Below are 23,795 nucleotides of genomic sequence, written 5' to 3' on the forward strand. Positions count from 1 at the left end.
CCAAGCAGTGGTCGGCCGCCTTTGTTGGCGAAACTTAACTTCGCGAGGTAGTCGAGCCTTCCAGGATAGTCAGGGCGACCTCGTCACAATCAATCTGAGCCGTCAATCCGTATGGAAGCGTCAACATCGGCTGAGTATGACCGAAGTCAAGACCTGCGAGCACGGGCAAATCGGGAAGTCCTGCCTCAACTAGAGCCTCGGTAAAAGTTGCCTCCAGGCGCTCCTGGTAGGTATTGTCGCTCGCAGGGTCAGGCCGTGCGATGAGAATCCCGTTGAGCACACCAAGGATTCCTTGGGCGGCAAAATTACGCAGCCAATACCTGATGAAGGTTGGGGATGGAGCATCCTCCGACGTCTCATAGAACAAGATTGCCCCCTTCCAAAAGGACAGGGGTGGCCACCAGCTTGTTCCTTTCAACATTTCCAGGACTTCGGCGCAGCCACCAATCAGCGGCCCAGAAACAGTACCTGTTCCTTGGAGGATGCGGGGTGGCGTTGCTGGCTGCAACTGGCGTGGCCGCTTTTGAGCTTCAGTATCTGCCCAGTCGGTTTGCTCTATGGTCCATCCCTCGCGATTGATGGGGATCCGTCCAATAGGCTCTGTTGCGAAAAGCGCCCGCCTTACTCCGTCGATGGTGTATTTGTGCATCCCGCCATTTTCAGCGAAGCCAGCCATAATGCTTGGCCCGTAAAAAGACGTTACGCCTGCGGCGAGACAGGCAAAATGGATCGCGGTAGTGTCAGAAAAACCCAGGAATATCTTTGGGTTATCGCGAATTACAGCAAGGTCCAAGTGCGGGATGAGACGTATAGCGTCACTTCCTCCTATTGTCGCGACGATAGCCGAAATTGTCGGATCGCGAAATGCTTGCATTATGTCCGACGCCCGCGCGGCGGGATTGGCAGCGATCCACTCAGCAGGTGCGAGCGTATGCCGCATTTCCACAATTTTAACGTCAAAGGCGCGTTCGAGTTGGCGCTTACCTGCCTGATAACGCGCCGAGAATACAGCCGGGCCACCCCAGGAGGGCGTGACAGTTGCTATCCGGTCACCAGCGGCGAGTTGCGAGGGCTTTATTAGTGGTCGTTCAAACAGAATATTCCCCCCTCCAGGTTGTCGCCGTGTCTTGCGCGACAGCGTGCATCTCACATATTTGCCATCAAAAGTAGATATTTTCGTTGTAATCACAACCACCAAGGCCGCGATCAGGCCCCGATGGTTTCCAGCCATTGCCGAACGGCCTGCACATCCATGTCGCCGATCTCGTGGCCGGCTTTCAGCGTGACAGTTTCGAGATTCGCCCCTGAATTGCGGAAAATGGGCTCAAGCGGCGGCGCATAGCGGGAATAAGCGTCCGTCGCGCCTGTCACCATCAGGATATTGGTGCCGGAAAGATCAGCTTCCGGTACCGTTTCCAGCGGATTCATCATCCGCAGCAGCGCTGCATTCCGGATGAGCCCCGGATGAAGCAGCATGGTTGCGATCAGCATGTTGGCGCCGTTCGAATAGCCGACGAAAACCATCTTTTCGCGGTCGATGCCATAGGCTGGGACAGCGCCTTCGATCATCGCGACAAAGGCTTCAACTTCGGCGGCGATATCCTTCTGGTCGAAGCTAAACGGCGTGATCCGGCGGAAGAAGCGCGGGAAACCTTCCTCCGTGCTGCGACCCCGGAGACTGAAGAGCAGTGAATTCGGGGCGATCTGCCGGCCGATCGGCAAAAGGCTGGTCTCGTTGGCGCCACTGCCGTGCAGCAGGACGATGGTGCGGCCATCCGGGTTCTCCGGCTGGTGCAGGCGGTGAATGAAGGGCAGGTCGCGCTGGGTAAAACGTTCCTCGCCGGGGAGCGCGAATTGCGGCAGGACGACCAGATTGGCTTCCAGGTCGCCGCCGAAATGGTCGGGAACGAACAGGCGGGTTCCAAGCGATGCGGCGTCTTCGTCCACAGTCATGCCGGGCGCTTCGGTGGCGAATTCGAACAGGGTGCCGCCGGGCTCGCGCACATAAAGCGAAAAGAAATACTTTCTGTCGTGGGCCGAGATCGTTCCTGCATCCTCCGCTTCCAGACGTGTGCGCAGATCGTCGACCGCGGGCTTGTCGATTGCCCGGAAGGCGATGTGGTCGATCATGCCGGTGCCTGGTGCCGCGGTCCAGAATCCGCTGGCATCGCGGACGTCGATGATATCGCCCGACTCGGAAGTGAAACGGCGGATCGTGTTGGTATGTGCCGTTTCGGCGTAGCCGAAATGCCGGTCGACGAAGGCTGCCGTTCCCTCCGGCTTGGCCGTCAGGATCGTTGCGCCGCGCAATCGCCGGATCGCGTTTTCCTCGGGGATGTCGGGCGTAGCATGGGGTGCGGGCGTGGTGACGGCATCGGTGCCGACAAGCTTGACGATGACACCATCCGGATCTTTCAGCCGGATGACGGGTTCACCGAACTCCTGGGCCGGGCCGGTCGCAGCGACATTGTATCGCAGCGCGCGGGTCAGCCAGAAGCCGATGCTTTCCGGCGCGATGGCAAAGGCGATTTCGCTCGGCTGGCCATGGCCGGCGCGGCCCGGCGCACCATCTTCCCAAACCAGGAACGTCACCAATGATCCCGCTGATCCGATGGCATCGCCATAGAGCAGGTGCAACTGCATTGCGTCTTCAAAACCTGCCGTCTGCTTGACGAGCCGCAGGCCGAGAAAGCCGGCATAGAAGTCGACGTTGGCCTGCACCTTGCGGGTGATCAGCGTGATGTGGTGGATGCCGCTCGTCATGTCATGAAACCTTTTGATCCGGCCGCAGCAAAGCAGCAAAGGGAGAGCGGCGCCAGTCCTGCGACGTGAACACAGCGTCCACCGCGAAGGTGCGAACTGGCGCTCGCTGCCTCTGTTGCTAGCTGATTTTCGGGCGATCTTTCGTCAGAAACGCCTTGAAGGCGTCGGCATAGTCGGGATGCCAGCGCGACAGCGGCGGACGATTTTCGATGATATCGCCGGCGGCCCAGAGGATGCGTTTCTCGTCAGTCGGGCGCTCGACATCATTGTCCGGGCAAAGGATGTAGAAGTCATCGTTTTCGAGGCTCTGCATCATGAAATCCACGGTTTCCTCCGGCGTCCAGGCGCCTGCCGGCTTTTCCGTGCGGCCCTGGGCCGTCAGCCCCGTATAGACGAAGCCGGGAATCAGCAAATGCGCCGTGATGTTGCAGTTCGTCATGTTGCGTAATTCATGCTGCAGCGCTTCGGTGAAGGCTTTGACGCCGGCCTTCGTCACGTTGTAGGCGGGGTCGCCGGGCGGGGTGGTGATGCCCTGCTTGGAGCCGGTATTGATGATGAGGCCGGCCTGGCCGTGGGCGATCATGCCGGGCGCAAAGATGCGCGAGCCGTTGATGACGCCCCAGAGATTGACGGCGAACACCTTCTCCCATGCATCCTGCGCGCCGAACATCGAGCTGCCCGGAATGCCGGCATTGTTCATCAACACGTGAACGCGGCCGAACAGTGCGACGGCCTCCCGTTCCAGCGCCTGCAGCGATTCGAGCGACGCGACATCCGCGGGAATGGCTACCACGCTGTCCGGACCATGCGGGGACAGCGCCGCCGTCTCGCGCGCCGCCTTGTCCAGCCGTTCGCCCGGCAAATCGGCGAGCACGACGTTCATTCCGAGGCCGGCGAAACGCCTGGCGGCGGCAAGGCCGATGCCCGAAGCGGCTCCGGTCACAACGGCGACATGGTTACTGGCAAAGGCTGGATGGTTCATCGCGGTTCCGTCCCGTTCTTAAAGGTATGATCTCGAAGAGAAAACTAGGCTTGCCGGGTGCAGAAGTCCACAGGTGCCGTGCCAACTCCCTGCTTCTGCAATAAATCCGCATGGCTTCCGCTATAGGCCTGCTTGGGCAGCCAAATGCGCATTTCTGTCCTGATGTGACAATTGCGCCCTGTCTGTTCGGCTGGCTTGTCATTGCCACCGACCGTGTATATTGAGGGTCCACAATAAATGGTTCAGCATGAATATCGGGGTGAGCGGCCGCAGATGAGCGTGAAACGAAATTTCCTGTTTGGCGCGTTTGCGCCGTTGATGACCGCCACCCTTTTACTGGCATCATGCCAGGGTGAGACCAAGCCTACCGAAAAAACGGCAACCACGGTTCGCGCCATAACGGCGGCCTTTGTCGATCACAGTCAGACGGTGACGCTGACCGGCGAGGTCGTTGCACATATCCAGACCAATCTTTCATTCCGGGTCAGCGGCCAGATAACGGAGTGGCACGCGGACGTCGGATCTCATGTGACGGCCGGCGAGGTTCTGGCCCGCGTCGATCCCAAAGAGCAACAGGCGGATGTCGAGGCTTCCGAAGCTGCTGTGCGCGCAGCCGAAGCCCAGGTCAGGCAGGCCTCATCCGCATTCGAGCGACAGAAATCGTTGCTGGCGAAGAACTCCACCACGCAGGAGGCTTTCGACCAGGCACAGACGGCCTTGCGGACCGCCGAAGGCTCCCTCGAATCCGCGAAGGCGCAGCTCGGCACGTCGCACGATGCCCTGTCCTACACTGAGTTGCGTGCCGATGCCGATGGCATCGTCACGGTGCGCAACGCCGAAGCGGGCCAGGTGGTCCAGGCCGCGCAGACCATGTTCACCGTCGCCCGGGACGGTCCGCGCGATGCGATCTTCGAGGTTTACGAATCGCTGCTTTTCGAAAAGCCTTCGGAGCCAAAAATCAAGCTTGCGCTGGTCAGCGACCCCTCGGTCGAAACCGAAGGAGCGATCAGCGAAGTCTCGCCCACCATCGATACGGCAACCGGAACCGTGCGTGTCAAGGTCGCTATGGACAACACACCCGAACGCATGACGCTCGGCGCACCAGTTATCGGCTTTGGCAGTTCCGCGCCGACAAAGCTGGTGATTCTGCCATGGACCTCCCTTTCCGCGCTAGACGGAAAACCGGCCGTCTGGCTGGTGGACGCGAAGGATAGCACGGTCAATCTGAAACCTGTGACCGTGGCATATTACGAGACGGGCCGCGTGCTCATTTCCGATGGCATAGCCAAGGGCGACACCGTGGTGGTGGATGGATCGAAGATGTTGCGCCCCGGTCAAGTGGTCGACGTCGTCAAGGAGCAGGCGGAATGAACCGGATATCGCTGACGCTGATTTTTGCGCCATTCACACTTCTCATGCTTGCTGGCTGCCAGGAAAAGGCGGAGGAGGTTTCGCCGCCGATCCGTCCTGTGCTTTCGCAAATCTTGGCCCTTCAGCGGGTTCCTGGCTCCAGCTTTGCGGGTACGGTGCAGCCGAAGGTTCAAACCGCGTTCGGCCCGCGCGTCGCAGGCCTCCTTGTTGCCCGTGACGTCGATACCGGGGATACGGTCAGCCGCGGACAATTGCTGGCGGCGCTCGACCCAACGGCGCTTGAGCTTGCCGTCGGCTCGGCCCGCGCCGATCTCGCCAACGCGGAGGCGACGCTCGCCAATGCGGTCTCCGTCGAGCAACGCACCAGGGCGCTGTTCAAGGCCGGCACCGAAACGCAGGCGGCTGTCGAAAGCGCCGAGCAGACGAGCGCTGCGGCGCAGGCATCCGTCGTGCAGTCCGGAGCTGCCTTGTCGAAGGCCGAGGAACAGCTTTCCTACTCGCGGATCACGGCGGCGTTCGATGGTGTGGTGACGCAGACCGGGGCGGAGGTGGGGCAGGTCGTTGCGGCCGGTGCCTCCGTCGTGACGGTCGCCCGGCCAGACGACAGGGACGCTGTGGTCGACGTTCCGGACGGGAGCGCGCTGCTGCCGGTGGGAACGCCGTTTTCGGTTTCCTTGCAGATCAATCCGGGGATGACGGTGAACGGCAAGGTTCGCGAGATCGCGCCGGCGGCGGATGCGGCGACACGAACGCGCCGCGTCAAGATTGCGCTTGAAAACCCACCGGAAAGTTTCCGGCTCGGAACCACGATCACCGCCTCGCTGAAGGAAGCTGTTGTCGAGCAGATGGTTCTGCCGGCAACCGCCATCCTTTCGCGCGATGGCAAATCCTATGTCTGGGTGGTCGATGAGGGCGAAGGAACGGTGAAGACCCGCGAAGTGGTCACCGGGGCCGAAGCGGGCGGCGGCGTTGTCGTCACCTCCGGGGTCGAGGCCGGCATGCGCGTCGTGACTGCGGGCGTGCACGGCCTCAAGGAAGGCCAGAAAGTCAAATTCGAAGACGGGGAACGTTCATGAAAAAATTCAACCTTTCCGACTGGGCGCTCGATCACGCGTCGATGGTCTGGTATTTCATGATCGTCTTCGGCCTGCTTGGCTTCTTCTCCTACCTGAGCCTCGGCCGCGAGGAAGACCCGAACTTCACGATCAAGACCATGACGATCTCGGCGCAGTGGCCGGGCGCCTCGGTCGAGGAAACCACGCGGCAGGTGACCGAGCGTATCGAGCGCAAGCTGGAAGAGCTGGAATCGCTGGATTACACGCGCAGCATCACCACGCCAGGGCAGACGCTCGTCTTCGTCAACCTGAAGCCGACGACGAAGGCACGTGACGTCGCCTCGATCTGGGTAACCGTCCGCAATATGATCGGCGATATCAGCGGCCAGTTTCCGTCGGGCGTGCTTGGCCCGTCGTTCAACGACCGGTTCGGCGACGTGTTCGGCAATATCTACGCCTTCACCGCCGATGGCCTGACGCAGCGGCAATTGCGCGACTATGTCGAGGATGCCCGCCGGCAGATCCTCACCGTCCCGAATATCGGCAAGGTCGATATCATCGGCGCGCAGGACGAGGTGATCTATCTCGAATTCTCGACGCGACAGTTGGCGGCGCTCGGCATCAACCAGAACGCGGTCGTCGCCACGCTGCAGGCGCAGAACGCCATCGCGCCCTCCGGCGTCGTGCAGGCGGAAGGCGAGCGGCTCAGCATCCGCGTCAACGGCCAGTTCACGTCGGAAGACAGCCTGCGCGCCGTCAATCTGCAGGTCAACAACCGCTTCTTCCGGCTGAGCGACATTGCCACGATCACCCGCGGCTACACCGATCCGCCGTCGGCGCTGTTCCGTTTTGATGGACAGCCGGCCATTGGCCTCGCCATCGGCATGAAACAGGGTGCCAATCTGCTGGAATTCGGCGCAGCTGTCGAGGAACAGATCAAACAGGTCGAGGCGGAGTTGCCGGTCGGCGTTGGTGTGCACCTCGTCTCCGACCAGCCGTTGATCGTCGAGGAGGCCGTATCGGGCTTCACCCGTGGACTGGCGGAAGCGGTGATTATCGTTCTTGCCGTCAGCTTCGTCAGCCTCGGGATGCGCGCCGGTTTCGTCGTTGCCCTGTCGATCCCGCTGACGCTTGCGATCACCTTCGTCGTCATGTCCTATTTCGGCATCTCGTTGCAGCGTATCTCGCTCGGCGCGCTGATTATCGCGCTCGGTCTACTCGTCGACGATGCCATGATAGCGGTCGAAATGATGGTGGCGCGGCTGGAGGCGGGGGACTCGCTGCGCAAGGCGGCGACCTATGTCTATACATCGACAGCCTTCCCGATGCTGACCGGCACGCTCGTCACCGTCGCGAGCTTCATTCCAGTCGGCCTCAACAACAGCGCCGCCGGCGAATTTACGTTCACGCTGTTCGTCGTCATCGCCGTTTCTCTGCTGGTCTCCTGGATCGTCGCGGTCGTGTTCGCGCCCCTGCTTGGCGTCACCATTCTCCCGAAAACCATGAAGCAGCATCATGGCAAAAAGGGCCCGTTGGCGCGTGTGTTTTCCGGCCTTCTCCTCTGGTGCATGCGCTGGCGCTGGGTGACGATCGCCTTTACGGTGATCATCTTCGCCGCCTCCGTCTTCGGCATGGGCTTCGTTCAGCAGCAGTTCTTCCCGTCGTCCGACCGCCTCGAACTGATCGTCGACTGGTCGCTGCCGCAGAATGCGTCAATTACCGAGACCAATGCGCAGATGGCGAAGTTCGAACAGGAGAAGCTCGTCGGCAATCCAGATGTCGAGCGCTGGTCGACCTATGTCGGGCAGGGCGCGGTGCGTTTCGTTCTCTCTTTCGACGTGCAGCCGCCGGATACGTCCTTCGGCCAGACGATCATTGTCACTAAGAGCCTCGAAGTGCGCGACAAGCTGCGTGCCGACCTGCAGAAATATCTGAAGGAGACCTTCGTCGGCACCGACGCCTATGTGAAGCTGCTCGATATCGGCCCGCCGGTTGGCCGCCCGGTGCAATATCGCGTCAGCGGCCGCGATATTGGCGAGGTGCGCAAGCACGCGCTCGAACTCGGCAGCATTGTCGGGCGCAATCCGCTGCTCGGCGATGTCGTCTATGACTGGAACGAACCGGCGCGCGTGATCAAGGTGGACGTGCTGCAGGACAAGGCGCGCCAGCTTGGCGTTACCTCGCAGGATATTTCCTCGGCGCTGAACGGGATTGTCGGCGGAACGACGGTGACGCAGGTGCGCGACGATATCTACCTGATCAATGTCGTCGCGCGCGCAAAGGCCTCCGAGCGGCAGTCGATCGAGACCCTGCGCGACCTGCAGCTTCCGGGCGCCAGCGGCAATTCCGTGCCGCTCGCCGCAGTCGCGAGCTTCCGCTACGAAATGGAGCAGCCGGTCGTCTGGCGCCGTTCGCGGATGCCGACGCTGACTGTGAAGGCCGGCATCCATGGTCCGACGCAGCCGGCGACGATCGTCGCGCAGCTCGAAAAGGACGTGGCCGCCTATGCCGAAAAGCTGCCGCCCGGATATAAGGTGGAAGTCGGCGGCAGTGTCGAGGAAAGCGGCAAGAGCCAGGCGCCGATCGCGGCCGTCGTGCCGTTGATGCTGTTCATCATGGCGACGATCCTGATGATCCAGCTGCAGAGCTTCTCGCGGCTGTTCCTCGTTTTCGCGGTGGCGCCGCTGGCGCTGATCGGGGTGGTCGCGGCACTGCTGTCGAGCAATTCGCCGATGGGCTTCGTCGCCATTCTCGGCATCCTGGCGCTGATCGGCATCCTGATCCGCAACTCCGTCATCCTCGTCGTGCAGATCGAGGACCTGCGCAACGAGGGTATCGCGCCGTGGCATGCGGTGCAGGAGGCAACCGAACACCGCATGCGGCCGATCATGCTGACGGCGGCGGCGGCCAGCCTGGCGCTGATCCCGATCGCCCGCGAAATCTTCTGGGGGCCGATGGCCTACGCCATGATGGGCGGCATCATCGTCGGCACGGTCTTGACGCTGCTCTTCCTGCCGGCGCTCTACCTCGCCTGGTTTCGCATCAAGCCGCCAAAGAAGGAAGACGATGTGGCGATCGCGGGCAAGGATGCGCTGGTTCCGGCCGACGCAGTGCCGGTGTGAGAATGTATCCTCCATCTGTGGGTCGTCCATTCGGCGCAATCCCACATCCCCGTCTTCCTCGCGCTTGTGGCGGGATCCAGCAGCGCCGCTTCTGCGGCGCTAAAGGCTCTCTTCTTAACAAGACGGAATAGGTTCTCTCACCGCGCGGACGCGCGGTGGCAGGATCCCTGTGACGAGGGCGAGGAAGACGGGACGAGAGTTTTCGCTCCGCAAGAGAAATCGGTGCATTGGGTGAACGGCGAAGCGGCTACCTGCCGCGCGTCCGCTGCCCGGCCGCCTCACAACATCACCACCGTCAACTCCGTCTTGTCATAACCAAAATCCAGCGGCGTGGTACCGGTGTGCTCCAGCACCAACCAGTCGCCGGCGTTCAGAAGCGCCATGCCGATCGCGCAATTGCTGTAGGAGGCGGAGGCCGTGTCATTGTCGTTGATGCTGGCGATCGTCGTCGTTCCGTTGACCTTGGCCGCGACGGAAAAGGCGCCAGCTGGATCGGCTTCAACGCCAAGGCATATGAGGTAGGGGGCCGTGACCGGCACGATCAGCCGGTTGCCACCACCGGCGACGGCGGCGCCGAGGCTGAAGCCTCCTTGGTTGACGCTCAAGGTGGAAAAGCCGGTCTGGGACCCGGAGGCCGGCGTCAGCCCGCCGCCACCGAGCGTCGCGCGCACCAGCGGCCGCTGCGGCATGCGCACCTGGCCCTGGCCGGTGATGCTGAGCGCCGAGGTCCAGGCCGAACCGTCGGGACTGACCTTGACGGCGAAGTCATCCGAGCCGGTGAGGCCCATTTCCGCGCGACCGGACCAGCCGGTCTGGAACAACAGGCTCGCCGTATCGCCGGATGTTGCCTTGTTCACTTTCACCTGGTGGCCATTCCCGTCATGAGTGAGCAGCGTGGCCGCCGCCGAGACGGCGAGCCGGTTGGTGCTATCGGCGGTGGTGTTGATGCCGAGAGACGAGAGCGTGCCGATGGCGTCATAGGCGGCCCAGGCGCTGCCGTCATGGATCTTCATTTTGTCCTCGGCCAGGAACCAGCCGCGCCAGCCCTCCTTCGGCGCGATGAAGATCCAGTCGCCGTCCTGCCGGAAGGCGAGGTTTCCGCTTTTGCCGGTCCATGCGCCGGTCGATGATGGGGCGATGTCGTAGCAGGTTCCCTCCTGGGGGTCGGAAGGCGGGGTTGCCAAAGTGGCGGTCACCGTCAGCTGGGTGACAGCATCGAGGCGCTGCAGCGCTTCATTATGGGTGACGTGCTTCTGCGCCTGGGAGGGCAGGATATAGGGCAGTTCGAGATTAACGGTCGTCTCGCTCATCGGGCGGTTCTCCTTTGTCGTGAGGAGAAGGGTACCCGCGCGGGGCGGACCGGGGACGTGCGGTCCGTATCCGCGTTGTCTGCAAAGGGAAATTTCGGGCGGCGGTTCCCGCTGCCGCAAAGACCAGGATAAAGACGGGGATCAAAGCCGGCAGCCTGCGCCGATCGGGGACGCCGGATCAGTTCTTTCCCCGCGACACGAAATGCGGGTTGGCGAAGTCCACGTCAGAGCCCTGATTGCGCTTGCCGTAGAACAGGGGATTGCCGTCCATGGTCACCGTCTCGCCGCCCGCCGCCCGTAAAATGGCGTCGCCGGCAGCGGTGTCCCACTCCATCGTCCGGCTGAGGCGCGGATAGATGTCGGCCAGCCCTTCGGCGAGAAGACAGAACTTCAGCGAGGAGCCGATCGATTCATAGTCGGTGATGCCGTGTTCGGCGAGGTAGGCGATGGTTTCCTGGCTGTTGTGGGAACGGCTGGCCAGCGCCACCAGCCTGTCGCCACGACTGCGGCAGCCGATGATTGTCGGCGGGCCGATTTCGCGCTGGGCCGAGACGACAGCCTTTTTCGCCTTGTTGCCGCTGGCGGCATAGAGGATTCCGAGCGCCGGCGCGTAGACCACGCCGGCAATGGGTTCACCCCTTTCGATCAGTGCGATATTGACCGTAAAGTCGTCGTTGCGGCCGAGAAATTCCTTGGTGCCGTCGAGTGGATCGACGAGAAAGAAGGATTTGCCCTCTATATCGGGAATGCGACCGGCGGAAACGGCTTCCTCAGCGACGACAGGGATGTCCGGAAAAGCGGCTGCCAGGCGATCGAGGATGATTTTTTCCGCGCTCTCATCGGCATCGGTGACGGGGGAACAGTCGGCCTTGTAGCTGACATCCGGACCGGCATGGTAGACGTCGAGGATCGCTTGTCCCGCAGCCACGGCCGCCTCTTCCAGTATGTCCAGCATTTGCTTCCTGCGCCTCTCCGCCGTCGTTGACCATGGTGATGAATTTTCCCCGGAAAAAGCGGTACGGTTGTCCGGAACAATGATTATACATCCACATTCCTTACCGGTCTTTTCAAGGTTTGTTCGTCAAATTTTTCCGACTGTGCCGCATTTGGCACTGTGCCTCGAGCTCCGTTCGGCTAGAGCTGCGACAGCAAGGTGCGGTGCATCCGATCCGTCTTTGCCAGGCGGCCTTGGCGCTGGTCGCGGCTTATGCAAATGTGGCGTTGCAACATAGTGGTGAATTGGGACTGGCATGCGCTATTCGGCATTCTCGATCGTCAAGAACGCGCTTACGGGCAACCTCAACTGGAAGCCGGCCTGGCGTCAGCCGGAACCGAAGTCTTTCTACGATGTGATCATCGTCGGCGGCGGTGGCCATGGATTGGCGACGGCCTATTATCTCGCCAAGGAATTCGGCCTCAGGAACATCGCCGTGCTGGAGAAGGGCTACCTCGGTTCGGGCAATGTCGGCCGCAACACGACGATCGTACGCTCCAACTACATGCTGCCCGGCAACGAGCCGTTCTACGAGTTTTCGATGAAGCTCTGGGAGGGCCTGGAGCAGGCCCTGAACTACAACGCCATGCTGTCGCAGCGCGGCGTTATCAACCTCTACCACAATGATGGCCAGCGGGATGCCTACGTCCGCCGCGGCAATGCCATGTGGATGGAGGGCGTCCCGGCCGAGCTGCTCGACCGGGCGGCCTTGAAGAAGATGCTGCCTTTCCTCAATTTCGACCATGCCCGCTTCCCGATCATGGGCGGCCTCTTGCAGAAGCGCGGCGGCACGGCCCGCCATGACGCGGTTGCCTGGGGCTACGCCCGCGCTGCCGACCGGCTGGGTGTCGATCTCATCCAGAATTGCGAGGTGACCGGCATCCGGCGCGAGAACGGCGCAGTGACAGGCGTCGAGACGTCGAAGGGTTTCATCGGCTGCGGCAAGCTGGGGCTGGCAGCGGCGGGCAACACCTCGCGCGTCGGTCAGATGGCCGACCTGAAACTGCCGATCGAAAGCCATGTGCTGCAGGCCTTCGTGACGGAGGGGTTAAAACCGGCGATCAACCATGTGATCACCTATGGGGCGGGGCATTTCTATATCTCGCAGTCGGACAAGGGCGGCCTCGTCTTCGGCGGCGAGATCGACGGCTATAATTCCTATGCCCAGCGCGGCAATCTGGCGACGGTGGAGCATGTGATGGAGGAGGGGGTGTCGATGATCCCCGGCCTTTCGCGCGTCCGCGTGCTGCGTTCATGGGGCGGGGTGATGGACATGAGCATGGACGGCTCGCCGATCATCAGCCATACGTCGATCGACAATCTCTACCTGAACTGCGGCTGGTGTTATGGCGGCTTCAAGGCGACACCGGCCTCCGGCTGGTGTTTCGCGCATCTGATCGCGAAGGACGAGACTCACCCCGTCGCCCGCTTCCTGCGCCTCGATCGCTTCGAGCGGGGTTATCCCATCGACGAGCACGGTGCTGGTCCCCAGCCCAACCTGCATTGAGACCTGAATGGCAAGCCTCATTCACTGCCCGCACTGCGGCGTCCGGCCCAGGCAAGAGTTTTCGATCCGTGGCGACGCATCGGTGGTGCGACCGCATCCCGAAGCCTCGGACGAGGCATGGCATGAATACGTCCATATCCGCGTGAACCCGCGCGGGCGCTACCTTGAACACTGGCAGCATGTCGCGGGCTGTCGGCGATGGCTCGTCGTCGAGCGCGATACGCTCACCCATGAGGTCTTTTCGGTGACGGACGGCGCGTCTGTGGCGCGGGAGGCTGGCCGATGACCGCCCATCGCCTGACATCTGGTGGTCTCGTCGACCGCGGCAGCACGTCGGACTTCAAGTTCGACGGCCGGGCCATGAAGGGGCTTGCCGGCGATACGCTGGCGTCGGCCCTGCTTGCCAATGATCAGCTTCTGGTCGGGCGCAGCTTCAAGTATCACCGGCCACGCGGCATCGTCACGGCCGGAGCTTCCGAGCCGAATGCGCTCGTGACGATCGGCAAGGGGGCAAGCAGCGACCCGAACACCAAGGCAACGGTTGCCGAACTTTATGCCGGGCTCGATGCCCGCACACAGAACCGCTGGCCGTCGCTGAAATTCGACATTGGCGCTTTCAACTCTCTCCTGTCGCCATTCCTGTCGGCGGGGTTCTACTACAAAACCTTCATGTGGCCGGCGGCCTTCTGGGAGAAGGTCTACGAACCGGTGATCCGCCGGGCCGCGGGTCTTGGCCGCGCCGTGTTGGAGCGCGATCCGGACGCCTATGAGAAATGCTGGGGACATTGCGATCTGCTCGTGGTCGGCGCCGGGCCGACTGGCCTTATGGCGGCATTGACCGCGGGCCGGGCGGGGATGCGGGTCATTCTGGCTGACGAGGATTTCCGGCTGGGCGGTTCCCTGCTGGCCGAAACGACACAGATCGACGGACGCCCAGCGCTGGATTTCGCCGAAATTTCGCTTGCCGAGCTTCGTGCGCTACCAAATGTCACGATCATGCCGCGTACCACCGTCTTTGGCTGGTACGACGACAATGTTTTTGGCGCTCTGGAGCGGGTGCAGAAGCATGTGGCTGCACCGCAGGCGAAGCTGCCGGTGGAACGGTTCTGGCGCATTGCTGCCAAACGAGCGCTTCTGGCCACGGGCGCCGAGGAGCGGCCGCTGGTCTTTGGCGGCAACGACCGGCCGGGCGTGATGATGGCCGGTGCCCTGCGCACCTATGCCAACCGGTTTGGCGTGGCTGCGGGCAAGTCGGTAGCGATCTTCACCAATGGCAGCGCCGGCTACCGGGCCGCCAGTGATCTTTCTGCTCACGGTATCGAGGTGGCGGCGATTGTCGATAGCCGCGCCGAAGCGGCAGATGTAGCGCCAGCGGGCGTGCGCGTCGTCCAGTCTGCTTCCGTTATCGACACACGGGGCCGCCAGCGCGTCTCCGGCCTGGTCGTCGAGCGGTCGGGCTTCGAGGAAACGATCGCCTGTGACGCGATCGGCATGTCCGGCGGCTGGAATCCGGTCATTCATCTTTCCTGCCAGCGCGGCGCAAAAGCGGTCTGGTCAACGGAACTGAACACGTTTCTTGCGCCTGACGTTGGTAACGGGCTTGTCGTTGCCGGCTCTGCTGCCGGACAATACAGCCTTGGCGGCTGTCTCAAGGACGGCGCGGAGAAGGCCGCTGCAATCGCGGCCGATCTCGGTTTTTCGACCGTTGCAAATCCGCTGCCGTCGGTGGGCGAAGACGTCGATCCGTCCTTTACGGCGCTCTGGTATGCGCCGGGCGCCAAGGCGAAGGCTTTTGTGGATTTCCAGAACGATGTCCATGTCAAGGACCTGGCTCTGGCGCTGCGCGAGGGGTTCGGCCATGTCGAGCATGCCAAACGCTACACCACCAACGGCATGGCGACGGATCAGGGCAAGCTCTCGGGTGTCAATGCCACGGGGCTGCTGGCCGGCATGCAGGGCATCAGCCCGGCTGACGTCGGAACCACCACCTTCCGTCCCTTCTATACGCCGGTCACCCTTGGTGCCCTCTCCGGTACATCGCGTGACGAACATGCCGCTCCGGTTCGCAAGTCACCGCTGCATGGCTGGGCAGAAAAGAACGGTGCGGTCTTCGTCGATTCCGGCCTCTGGTATCGCCCGGCCTATTTTGCCCGGCACGGCGAAAAGACATGGCGGGAAAGTACCGACCGCGAGGTTTTGAACGTTCGGCATAATGTCGGGCTCTGCGACGTCTCGACGCTCGGTAAGATCGAGATTTTCGGACCGGACGCGTCCGAGTTCCTCAACCGGCTCTATTGCAACCCGTTCCTGAAGCTGCCGGTCGGCAAGGCGCGCTACGGGCTGATGCTGCGCGAGGACGGCATGGTCTACGATGATGGCACCACCAGCCGGTTGTCGCCCGGGCATTTCTTCATGACGACAACGACGGCGCTTGCCGGTGGCGTCATGTCCCATATGGAATATTGCGCGCAGGTGCTCTGGCCGGAGCTCAAGGTTCGCTTTTGCTCCTCGACCGATCAGTGGGCGCAGATGGCGATCGCCGGACCGAAAGCCCGCCTCGTCGTTCAGGCATTGGTCGAGGACGATATTTCGGACGCGGCCTTTCCGTTCCTCGCGGCTGGCATCGTGACGCTGAGAGGTGGCCTCAAGGCGCGGCTGTTCCGCATCTCCTTTTCCGGCGAACTGGCCTATGAGCTGGCAGTGCCCGCGGGTTTTGGCGAAACGGTCGCCGACGCGATCATGGAAGAGGGCAGGGCACACGGCATCTGCGCCTATGGACTTGAGGCCCTGAACGTGCTGCGCATCGAGAAAGGCCATGTCACCCATGCCGAATTCGACGGGCGCGTGACGCCGGACGATGCCGGCTTCGGGCGCATGGTCTCGGTCCAGAAACCGGATTTCATCGGCAAGCGGCTTTCGACGCGCTACGGACTGACGGCGGCAGACCGTATGCAGATGGTCGGGTTGAAACCCGTCGAGACGGACAAGCGTATCCGCGCCGGTGCGCATTTGCTGCGCGAAGGTGCCAAACCTTCCACCTTGAATGATCAGGGTTATGTCAGCTCCGCCTGTTTTTCGCCGACGCTTGGCCATGACATCGCGCTCGCCTTCCTGAAATCAGGCCGCGAGCGTTATGGCGAACGCATCGTCGTCTGGGACAAGCTCGGCGGTGCCGAGACAGTGGCGGAAGTCTGCAACCCGATCTTCGTCGATCCCGGCAATGCCAGGCTGAATTCTTGAGACGGGCGCGGACATGATCAAGACCTACATCTCTCACCACCCTCTGGAAGGCCGCGTTCCGCTGGAGCCCGGCATTCGGGCCGTCGATCACCTGGAGGTCCCGCGCAGACAGGCGATCGTGGCGATCATGGCTCTTGATGGCGAAGAGGCTGCTGTCGCCGCGGGGCTCGCCGCCGTGAGCGAGCTGTCCGTGCGCTTCGCCGGACCGGGCGAATGGCTGGCGGTATCTCCGTCGGAAACGCCGGACAGCCTGCAGCGCAATCTCTCGCTGCTGCTTGCCGAGGCGGCCTGCATTTTCGATCAGAGTGACGGCCGCGTCGTTCTGCGGTTGTCTGGTCCGAATGTGCGCCGCATTCTTGCCAAGGGCGTCGCAACCGATCTGCATCCTTCCGTCTTTGCGAGCGGTACCTCGTCGAATGTTCTGTGCGGGCATGTCAGCGTCAACCTGGCGCGAACCGGCGAGAACGAATTCGAACTGATCGTCATGCGCAGTTTTGCCGAATCCCTGTTTGACGACCTCAGGCTGATGGGGCGTGAGTTCGATCTCTCCGCCGATTTCTCCGGCTAAGAGCGAATGCGTCATCGCATGCCGCTTTTACGGCGCGGGTGAGACGGCCAATGGCGGGAATGAGCAAGACCTGTTCGCACGGATGTCTTTCTCCGCCACGGCTTTAACACTACGGTTTCGATAGCCAAGATTTCGCTCAACCGAGTGGACCGTTTGACTGGGGATGCTTCCCCGGCATGCGCCCGAAACCGGAGAATTTTCATGAAAAGCCATGCCAGGGTCGTCGTTATCGGCGGCGGCGTCGTCGGTTGTTCGATCCTCTACCACCTGACAAAGTTCGGCTGGACCGACGTGGTTCTCCTGGAGCGCTCGGAGCTGACCTCCGGGTCGACCTGGCACGCCGCCGGTGGCATGCACACGATCAACGGCGATCCGAACGTCGCCAAGCTGCAGAAATATACGGTCGAACTCTACAAGGAAATCCAGGACTATTCCGGCCAGGACATCGGCCTGCATATGACCTCGGGCATGATGCTGGCTGCCACCAAGGAGCGGTTCGACTGGATGAAGTCGATCCTCGCCAAGGGCCGCTACATGGGGCTGGAAGCCGAATTGCTGACCCCGAAGGAAGCGCACGAACTGATGCCGCTTCTAGACCCGAGCCAGTTCGTCGGCGCGGTGTTCGATCCGGTCGAAGGGCATCTCGATCCCTATGGCACCACCCATGCCTATGCCAAATCCGCCAAGAAGAATGGCGCCGACATCTACCTGCACACCAAGGTGGAAGATCTGGTGCAGCTGGAAAACGGCACGTGGCGGGTGATCACCAACAAGGGCGAGATCATCGCCGAGCACGTCGTCAATGCTGCTGGTCTCTGGGCCCGCGAAGTCGGGCGCATGACAGGGCTCGAACTGCCGGTTCTGGCCATGGAGCACATGTACCTCATAACGGAGGATATGCCGGAGGTCATCGAGTTCAACCAGACGCGCGGCAAGGAGTTGATGCATTGCGTCGATTTCGACGGCGAGATCTATCTGCGACAGGAACGCAACGGCATGCTGATGGGCACCTATGAAAAGGCATGCCGCCCCTGGTCGCCGATCACGACGTCCTGGGATTTCGGCCATGAATTGCTGGCCGAGGATATCGATCGCATCATGCCGGAGCTCGAAGTCGGTTTCCGCCACTTCCCGGCCTTCAACAAGGCCGGCATCAAGAAGATCATTAACGGCCCCTTCACCTTCTCGCCGGACGGCAATCCGCTGGTCGGCCCGGTTCGGGGCCTTACCAACTACTGGTCGGCCTGCGCCGTGATGGCCGGCTTCAGCCAGGGTGGAGGCGTTGGTCTCGCGCTCGCCAACTGGATCATCTACGGCGATCCGGGCTTCGACGTGTTTGCCATGGACGTATCGCGTTACGGCGATTTCGCCACCCTCGGCTACACCAACGCCAAGGTCCGCGAAAACTATTCGCGTCGCTTCTCGATCCGCTACCCCAACGAGGAACTGCCGGGCGCGCGCCCGTTCCTGACCACGCCGATCTATGACAAGCTGAAAGAGGCGGGCGCCGTCTTCGGCGCGTCCTACGGCCTCGAGCAGCCCCTCTGGTTCGCGCCGAAGGGCGAGGAAGACAGGTTTTCCTGGCGTCGCTCCAACGATTTCGACGTCGTCGGCGCCGAGGCGAAGGCCGTGCGTGACAGCGTTGGCCTGACGGAGACCTCCGGTTTCGCGAAGTATTCGATCACCGGCAAGGGCGCCGAAGACTGGCTCGACCGCATGCTGGCCTGCCGTATACCGGCGGCCGGACGTATGGCGCTTGCCCCGATGCTGAAGGACGACGGCAAGCTGATCGGCGATTTCACGCTGGCCAAGCTCGGCGATGGGGATTTCCTGCTGATCGGCTCCGGCATTGCCGAGGACTATCATATGCGCTGGTTCGAGAGCCATCTGCCGAAGGATGGTTCCGTCGTCTTGAAGGCGCTGAACCTCCAATTGGTCGGTCTTTCCATTGCTGGCCCGAATTCCCGTGCCCTGATCTCCAAGCTGACCCATCTCGACGTGTCGGATGTGGCTTTCCCGTTCATGGAAATTCGCCGCATGGATCTCGGCATGGCACCCGCCATCGTCGGCCGCGTCAGCTATACCGGCGATCTTGGCTATGAGATATGGATGAAGCCGGAATACCAGCGTTATCTCTATGACCTGATCATGGAAGCAGGGGTGGAGTTCGGCATCAAGCTCTTTGGCCTGCGTGCGCTGAATGCCCTGCGCGTCGAAAAATCCTTTGGCAGCTGGTCGCGCGAATATCGCCCGCTGTACGGTCCGCTGGAAGCCGGGCTCGGTCGATTCGTCGCCTTGAGGAAGGAGGCCGACTTCATCGGCAAGGAAGGCGCCGCGAAGGAAAAGGCCGAAGGTGGCACATTGCGCCTGCGTAGCTTCGTCATCGACGCCAGGGATGCCGACGTGATCGGCGACGAGCCGATCTCGCGGAACGGCACTGTCTGCGGTTGGGTGACGTCGGGCGGATATGCGCACACCTCGGGCGTGTCGGTGGCGATTGGCTATGTGCCCAAGGACGTCGCCGATGAGACGGACGGATGGCAGGTCGAGCTGCTTGGTGAGATGCTTCCCGCTCGCCTGCAGGCGCAGCCCTTGTTCGATGCCAACGGATCGCGCATGCGGTCGTGATAAACCGCTCTAGCCGCATGATTCACGGTTTGGCGCCTAAAATCACGCCTGCAACTGCTGATTTTTTGATTTTTTGGCTGTTAAAGCGTCAAAATCACTAAACTGGGAAAGAATTTCAGGAAACCGTCATTTTACGCTTCACTTTTGGTTCGAAAGCATTATGGAATCCCTGTCGAAAAAGGCTCGGAAAGAGCTTCTAAAACAAGAGGTCTGACCTAACAGGATCAGGCCCGGGGGATATTGATGGAGTATTTTGTCCAGCAGCTCGTCAACGGGCTGACGCTTGGCTCGATTTACGGTTTGATTGCCATTGGTTACACAATGGTTTACGGCATTATCGGCATGGTGAACTTCGCCCACGGCGATATCTTCATGCTGGGCGGTTTTGCGGCCTTGATTGTCTACCTGCTTCTGGTTTCGTTTTTTGGCGGTATCCCGATTGCGCTGGCGCTGTTCGTGATGATCGTCGTGGCGATGCTGATGACCGGTTTGTGGAACTGGGTCATCGAGAAGATGGCGTACCGGCCGCTGCGCGGCTCGTTTCGTCTGGCGCCGCTGATCACCGCGATCGGCATGTCGATTGCATTGTCGAACTTCGTTCAGGTGACGCAAGGCCCGCGTAACAAGCCGGTCCCGCCGTTGGTGTCGTCCGTTTACGAGATTTTCGGCATTTCGCTCTCGCTCAAGCAGATCATCATCGTGCTGGTGACGGCGATTCTGCTGACGATCTTCTGGTACATCGTCAATCATACGCCGCTTGGCCGTGCGCAGAGGGCGACCGAACAGGACCGCAAGATGGCGGCGTTGCTCGGTATCGACGTCGACAAGACGATCTCGATCACCTTCGTCATGGGTGCAGCGCTCGCAGCCGTCGCCGGTACCATGTATCTGATGTATTATGGTGTGATCGTCTTCACCGACGGGTTCACCCCAGGCGTCAAGGCCTTCACGGCCGCTGTTCTCGGCGGTATCGGCTCTCTTCCGGGCGCCGTCCTGGGCGGCCTCATGATCGGCCTGATCGAATCGCTCTGGTCAGCCTATTTCACCATCGACTACAAGGATGTCGCGACATTCTCGATCCTCGCCATCGTGCTGATTTTCAAGCCGTCTGGTATTCTGGGTCGGCCGGAAGTCGAGAAGGTATAATTTCATGGCAAACATTTCGCACACCAATGAGGCCGTCAGCAACAATCTGATGGCGCGGGCTCTGCGCGAGGCCTTTTATGCCGGTCTCGTTGCTCTTGGCCTGTTCGTGCTCTTCGTCGGCCTGAAAACCGACCAGAATATCTTGAACGAACTTGTTCTTGTCCAGCGCTGGGGCCTTCTGGCGACCTTTGTCGCCATTGCCATGGTCGGCCGTTTCCTGTCGGTCGCCTATGTTCGGCCCTGGTTCGAGGCACGCAAGGCGGCAAAGGCTGCAGCTCCGGCAGTCGAGCGGGAGGCGGGCTTCGTTGCGCGCAATTTCAGCCTGCTCGCCATCTGTGCCCTGATCGTCTATCCGCCGGTCATGGTCGCATTGTTCGGCTTTCAGGGCTCTCTGAAATGGGTGGATAACTTCGGCATCCAGATCCTCATCTATGTGCTGCTGGCCTGGGGGTTGAACATCGTCGTCGGCCTCGCCGGCCTTCTCGATCTCGGTTACGTCGCCTTCTACGCGGTCGGCGCTTATTCCTACGCGCTGCTGTCTTCTTATTTCGGCCTGTCTTTCTGGCTGCTCCTGCCGATGGCCGGCATCCTGGCGGCGCTGTGGGGCACGATCCTCGGTTTTCCGGTGCTGCGCCTCAAGGGTGACTATCTGGCGATCGTGACGCTCGCCTTCGGTGAAATCATCCGGCTGGTGCTGATCAACTGGACGGAAGTCACCAAAGGGACCTTTGGTATCTCAGGTATCGCCAAGGCAAGCGTCTTCGGCATCTGGTCCTTCGATGTCAGCGCCCCGAACAATTTCGCCAAGGTATTCGGCCTGCCGATGTCCTCGGCCTATTATAAGATCTTCCTCTTCTATCTGGCCCTGGCGCTCTGCATGCTCGCCGCCTTCGTCACGATCCGCCTGCGGCGTATGCCGATCGGCCGGGCCTGGGAAGCGCTGCGCGAGGACGAAATCGCCTGCCGTTCGCTCGGCATCAACACGACGACCACCAAGCTGACGGCATTCGCCACCGGCGCGATGTTCGGGGGGATTGCAGGTTCGTTCTTTGCCGTCCGCCAGGGTTTCGTCTCGCCGGAATCCTTCGTCTTCCTGGAATCGGCGATCATTCTTGCAATCGTTGTTCTCGGCGGCATGGGTTCTCTGGTCGGCATCGCCGTTGCCGCGACCTTGATGATCGGCGGTACCGAACTGCTGCGTGAAATGGATTTCCTGAAGCGGATCTTCGGGCCCGACTTCACCCCGGAACTCTACCGCATGCTGATCTTTGGTCTGGCGATGATCATCGTCATGGTCTGGAAGCCTCGCGGCTTTGTCGGCTCGCGCGAACCCACGGCATTCCTGCGTGAACGCAAGAGTGTCTCCGGCAGCTTTACCAAGGAAGGGCACGGCTGATGGCCCTTGAGACAGACACAATGACGAAAGATCCAATCCTCAAAGTCGAGCATCTGTCGATGCGCTTTGGCGGCCTGATGGCCATCAACGACCTGTCGTTCGAAGCCTATCGCGGCGATATCACCGCCCTCATCGGCCCGAACGGCGCCGGCAAGACAACGGTGTTCAACTGCGTCACCGGCTTCTACAAGCCGACGATGGGCATGATCACGATGCGGCAGAAGGCCGGGAAGGAATACCTTCTCGAGCGCATGTCGGATTACGAGGTCAACCGCGACGCCAAGGTTGCCCGCACGTTCCAGAACATCCGGCTTTTCTCGGGGCTGACGGTTCTCGAAAACCTGCTGGTCGCCCAGCACAACAAGCTGATGCTGGCTTCGGGCTACACCATCCTCGGCTTGCTCGGCTTTCCGACCTACAAGGCGGCGGTCGGAGAATCGATCGAGCGTGCAAAGTACTGGCTTGACAAGGCCAACCTGACGGACCGCGCCGACGATCCGGCCGGCGACCTGCCTTACGGTGCACAGCGCCGTCTGGAAATCGCCCGCGCCATGTGCACGGGGCCGGAATTTCTTTGCCTCGACGAGCCTGCAGCCGGCCTCAATCCGCGTGAATCCCTTGCCCTCAACGAATTGCTGCGCAGCATCCGCAAGGACACGGAAACGTCGATCCTTTTGATCGAGCACGACATGTCGGTGGTCATGGAAATTTCCGACCACGTCGTGGTGCTGGAATACGGCCAGAAGATTTCCGACGGAAATCCGGACTATGTGAAACACGATCCGAAGGTTATTGCGGCCTATCTCGGTGTTGAAGATGTTGAGGTCGAAGAGGTGATCGAACAGATCGCGGAAATCACGCCGGGGGACACGCACTGATGAGCGACACTCTCCTGAATGTAAAAGCCGTCGAAACCTATTACGGCAATATTCGCGCGCTCGCCGGTGTTGATGTTGAGGTCAAGCGCGGCGAAATCGTCTGCATGATCGGCGCCAACGGCGCCGGCAAGTCGACGCTGATGATGACCATATGCGGCAGCCCGCAGGCGAAGACCGGTTCGGTCATCTTCGATGGCCAGGACATCACCCGCATGCCGACGCATGAGATTGCTCGGCTGCGTGTTGCCCAGTCGCCGGAAGGCCGCCGCATCTTTCCGCGCATGACCGTCTATGAAAATCTCCAGATGGGCGCGAGCCTCGATGATCTGAAGCATTTCAACGAAGACGTGGAAAAGATCTTTACGCTGTTTCCGCGGCTCAAGGAGCGTCAGGCGCAGCGCGGTGGAACGCTTTCGGGCGGCGAGCAGCAGATGCTGTCGATCGGACGCGCTCTGATGGCACGGCCGAAGCTGCTGCTGCTCGATGAGCCGTCGCTGGGGCTGGCGCCATTGATCGTCAAAGGTATTTTCGAGGCGATCAAGAAGCTCAACCAGCAGGAAGGCCTGACCGTCTTCCTCGTCGAGCAGAACGCATTTGCAGCATTGAAGCTCTCCCATCGCGGCTATGTCATGGTCAACGGCAAGGTGACGATGAGCGGCAGCGGCAAGGAATTGCTGGCCAATCCGGAAGTGCGCGCCGCCTATCTCGAGGGCGGCCATCATTGATGCCATGCCTGCCGGCGGCGTTTCGCTGCAGCCGGCGGGTGTGATTTCGGTACGTTGGAGCGCTTTTGTGCGGCTTGCAAGCCCGCCGGCGCTTTGAAGGGGAGAAATGG

General features: G+C 61.3%; 17 protein-coding genes. 12 read left to right on the top strand and 5 right to left on the bottom strand.

Features of this window, described 5'->3' with window-relative positions:
* Window positions 1–34: 34 nt before the first annotated feature.
* The 3 genes from ACSQ3F_RS11540 to ACSQ3F_RS11550 all read right to left on the bottom strand — a co-directional run bounded on the left by ACSQ3F_RS11540 (window position 35) and on the right by ACSQ3F_RS11550 (window position 3,745).
* Window positions 35–1,231 (bottom strand): S66 family peptidase, encoded by a 1,197-nt coding sequence (locus ACSQ3F_RS11540; RefSeq protein ID WP_436100335.1) that lies wholly within the window; start codon window positions 1,229–1,231, stop codon window positions 35–37.
* Window positions 1,207–2,763, bottom strand: a complete 1,557-nt coding sequence (locus tag ACSQ3F_RS11545) for a VOC family protein (RefSeq protein ID WP_436100336.1) — start codon at window positions 2,761–2,763, stop codon at window positions 1,207–1,209. Before ACSQ3F_RS11545 ends, ACSQ3F_RS11540 begins: the two co-directional genes overlap by 25 nt.
* 118 nt (window positions 2,764–2,881) lie before the next feature.
* Window positions 2,882–3,745, bottom strand: coding sequence for an SDR family NAD(P)-dependent oxidoreductase (locus ACSQ3F_RS11550; RefSeq protein WP_436100337.1), 864 nt, complete (start codon window positions 3,743–3,745; stop codon window positions 2,882–2,884).
* A gap of 273 nt (window positions 3,746–4,018) precedes the next feature.
* On the opposite strand from ACSQ3F_RS11550, the gene ACSQ3F_RS11555 reads away from it, so the two are divergent.
* The 3 genes from ACSQ3F_RS11555 to ACSQ3F_RS11565 are packed head-to-tail and all read left to right on the top strand — an operon-like array spanning window position 4,019 to window position 9,293.
* Window positions 4,019–5,116: an efflux RND transporter periplasmic adaptor subunit gene (locus ACSQ3F_RS11555; protein WP_436100338.1), complete on the top strand. Its 1,098-nt coding sequence runs from the start codon at window positions 4,019–4,021 to the stop codon at window positions 5,114–5,116.
* Complete coding sequence (locus ACSQ3F_RS11560) at window positions 5,113–6,192, top strand: efflux RND transporter periplasmic adaptor subunit (protein ID WP_436100339.1); 1,080 nt, start codon at window positions 5,113–5,115, stop codon at window positions 6,190–6,192. Before ACSQ3F_RS11555 ends, ACSQ3F_RS11560 begins: the two co-directional genes overlap by 4 nt.
* Window positions 6,189–9,293: an efflux RND transporter permease subunit gene (locus ACSQ3F_RS11565; RefSeq protein WP_436100340.1), complete on the top strand. Its 3,105-nt coding sequence runs from the start codon at window positions 6,189–6,191 to the stop codon at window positions 9,291–9,293. Before ACSQ3F_RS11560 ends, ACSQ3F_RS11565 begins: the two co-directional genes overlap by 4 nt.
* 278 nt (window positions 9,294–9,571) lie before the next feature.
* Here ACSQ3F_RS11565 and ACSQ3F_RS11570 read toward each other — a convergent pair whose 3' ends face one another.
* Together ACSQ3F_RS11570 and cysQ are read right to left on the bottom strand one after the other, a co-directional pair.
* The gene (locus ACSQ3F_RS11570; RefSeq protein ID WP_436100341.1) at window positions 9,572–10,603 is read right to left on the bottom strand and encodes a DUF2793 domain-containing protein; all 1,032 of its coding nucleotides are present in this window, start codon (window positions 10,601–10,603) and stop codon (window positions 9,572–9,574) included.
* Window positions 10,604–10,781: 178 nt separating this feature from the next.
* The gene (gene cysQ, locus ACSQ3F_RS11575) at window positions 10,782–11,558 is read right to left on the bottom strand and encodes a 3'(2'),5'-bisphosphate nucleotidase CysQ (protein ID WP_436100342.1); all 777 of its coding nucleotides are present in this window, start codon (window positions 11,556–11,558) and stop codon (window positions 10,782–10,784) included.
* 295 nt (window positions 11,559–11,853) lie between these two features.
* Here cysQ and ACSQ3F_RS11580 point away from each other — a divergent pair, with 295 nt between their 5' ends.
* The 9 genes from ACSQ3F_RS11580 to ACSQ3F_RS11620 all read left to right on the top strand — a co-directional run bounded on the left by ACSQ3F_RS11580 (window position 11,854) and on the right by ACSQ3F_RS11620 (window position 23,685).
* Window positions 11,854–13,104, top strand: coding sequence for a sarcosine oxidase subunit beta family protein (locus ACSQ3F_RS11580; RefSeq protein ID WP_436100343.1), 1,251 nt, complete (start codon window positions 11,854–11,856; stop codon window positions 13,102–13,104).
* Between the two features lie 7 nt (window positions 13,105–13,111).
* Window positions 13,112–13,390 carry a sarcosine oxidase subunit delta gene (locus tag ACSQ3F_RS11585; RefSeq protein ID WP_436100344.1) on the top strand — a complete coding sequence of 93 codons (279 nt, stop codon included), beginning with the start codon at window positions 13,112–13,114 and terminating at the stop codon, window positions 13,388–13,390.
* Complete coding sequence (locus ACSQ3F_RS11590) at window positions 13,387–16,344, top strand: sarcosine oxidase subunit alpha family protein (protein ID WP_436100345.1); 2,958 nt, start codon at window positions 13,387–13,389, stop codon at window positions 16,342–16,344. The genes ACSQ3F_RS11585 and ACSQ3F_RS11590 overlap by 4 nt, the downstream gene beginning before the upstream one ends.
* Before the next feature lie 13 nt (window positions 16,345–16,357).
* The gene (locus ACSQ3F_RS11595; protein WP_436100346.1) at window positions 16,358–16,912 is read left to right on the top strand and encodes a sarcosine oxidase subunit gamma; all 555 of its coding nucleotides are present in this window, start codon (window positions 16,358–16,360) and stop codon (window positions 16,910–16,912) included.
* A 201-nt stretch (window positions 16,913–17,113) separates the two neighbouring features.
* Window positions 17,114–19,540 carry a GcvT family protein gene (locus tag ACSQ3F_RS11600; protein ID WP_436100347.1) on the top strand — a complete coding sequence of 809 codons (2,427 nt, stop codon included), beginning with the start codon at window positions 17,114–17,116 and terminating at the stop codon, window positions 19,538–19,540.
* A 243-nt stretch (window positions 19,541–19,783) separates the two neighbouring features.
* The gene (locus ACSQ3F_RS11605) at window positions 19,784–20,686 is read left to right on the top strand and encodes a branched-chain amino acid ABC transporter permease (RefSeq protein WP_436100348.1); all 903 of its coding nucleotides are present in this window, start codon (window positions 19,784–19,786) and stop codon (window positions 20,684–20,686) included.
* Between the two features lie 4 nt (window positions 20,687–20,690).
* Window positions 20,691–22,082 carry a high-affinity branched-chain amino acid ABC transporter permease LivM gene (gene livM, locus ACSQ3F_RS11610; RefSeq protein ID WP_436100349.1) on the top strand — a complete coding sequence of 464 codons (1,392 nt, stop codon included), beginning with the start codon at window positions 20,691–20,693 and terminating at the stop codon, window positions 22,080–22,082.
* A complete protein-coding gene (locus ACSQ3F_RS11615) occupies window positions 22,082–22,960 on the top strand; it encodes an ABC transporter ATP-binding protein (protein ID WP_436100350.1) in 879 nt (292 codons plus the stop codon). The genes livM and ACSQ3F_RS11615 overlap by 1 nt, the downstream gene beginning before the upstream one ends.
* The gene (locus ACSQ3F_RS11620; RefSeq protein ID WP_436100351.1) at window positions 22,960–23,685 is read left to right on the top strand and encodes an ABC transporter ATP-binding protein; all 726 of its coding nucleotides are present in this window, start codon (window positions 22,960–22,962) and stop codon (window positions 23,683–23,685) included. The genes ACSQ3F_RS11615 and ACSQ3F_RS11620 overlap by 1 nt, the downstream gene beginning before the upstream one ends.
* Window positions 23,686–23,795: the final 110 nt, after the last annotated feature.

Source organism: Pararhizobium sp. LjRoot238 (assembly GCF_964252955.1).
Classification (GTDB): Bacteria; Pseudomonadota; Alphaproteobacteria; order Rhizobiales; family Rhizobiaceae; genus Pararhizobium.

Coding starts and splice junctions, on each gene's coding strand:
- ACSQ3F_RS11585 (WP_436100344.1), top strand. CDS start 13,112: ATGGCAAGCCTCATTCACTGCCCGCACTGCGGCGTCCGGCCCAGGCAA.
- ACSQ3F_RS11550 (WP_436100337.1), bottom strand. CDS start 3,745: ATGAACCATCCAGCCTTTGCCAGTAACCATGTCGCCGTTGTGACCGGA.
- ACSQ3F_RS11565 (WP_436100340.1), top strand. CDS start 6,189: ATGAAAAAATTCAACCTTTCCGACTGGGCGCTCGATCACGCGTCGATG.
- ACSQ3F_RS11595 (WP_436100346.1), top strand. CDS start 16,358: ATGATCAAGACCTACATCTCTCACCACCCTCTGGAAGGCCGCGTTCCG.
- ACSQ3F_RS11545 (WP_436100336.1), bottom strand. CDS start 2,763: ATGACGAGCGGCATCCACCACATCACGCTGATCACCCGCAAGGTGCAG.
- ACSQ3F_RS11615 (WP_436100350.1), top strand. CDS start 22,082: ATGGCCCTTGAGACAGACACAATGACGAAAGATCCAATCCTCAAAGTC.
- ACSQ3F_RS11605 (WP_436100348.1), top strand. CDS start 19,784: ATGGAGTATTTTGTCCAGCAGCTCGTCAACGGGCTGACGCTTGGCTCG.
- ACSQ3F_RS11560 (WP_436100339.1), top strand. CDS start 5,113: ATGAACCGGATATCGCTGACGCTGATTTTTGCGCCATTCACACTTCTC.
- livM (WP_436100349.1), top strand. CDS start 20,691: ATGGCAAACATTTCGCACACCAATGAGGCCGTCAGCAACAATCTGATG.
- ACSQ3F_RS11620 (WP_436100351.1), top strand. CDS start 22,960: ATGAGCGACACTCTCCTGAATGTAAAAGCCGTCGAAACCTATTACGGC.
- ACSQ3F_RS11580 (WP_436100343.1), top strand. CDS start 11,854: ATGCGCTATTCGGCATTCTCGATCGTCAAGAACGCGCTTACGGGCAAC.
- ACSQ3F_RS11540 (WP_436100335.1), bottom strand. CDS start 1,231: ATGGCTGGAAACCATCGGGGCCTGATCGCGGCCTTGGTGGTTGTGATT.
- ACSQ3F_RS11590 (WP_436100345.1), top strand. CDS start 13,387: ATGACCGCCCATCGCCTGACATCTGGTGGTCTCGTCGACCGCGGCAGC.
- cysQ (WP_436100342.1), bottom strand. CDS start 11,558: ATGCTGGACATACTGGAAGAGGCGGCCGTGGCTGCGGGACAAGCGATC.
- ACSQ3F_RS11600 (WP_436100347.1), top strand. CDS start 17,114: ATGAAAAGCCATGCCAGGGTCGTCGTTATCGGCGGCGGCGTCGTCGGT.
- ACSQ3F_RS11570 (WP_436100341.1), bottom strand. CDS start 10,603: ATGAGCGAGACGACCGTTAATCTCGAACTGCCCTATATCCTGCCCTCC.
- ACSQ3F_RS11555 (WP_436100338.1), top strand. CDS start 4,019: ATGAGCGTGAAACGAAATTTCCTGTTTGGCGCGTTTGCGCCGTTGATG.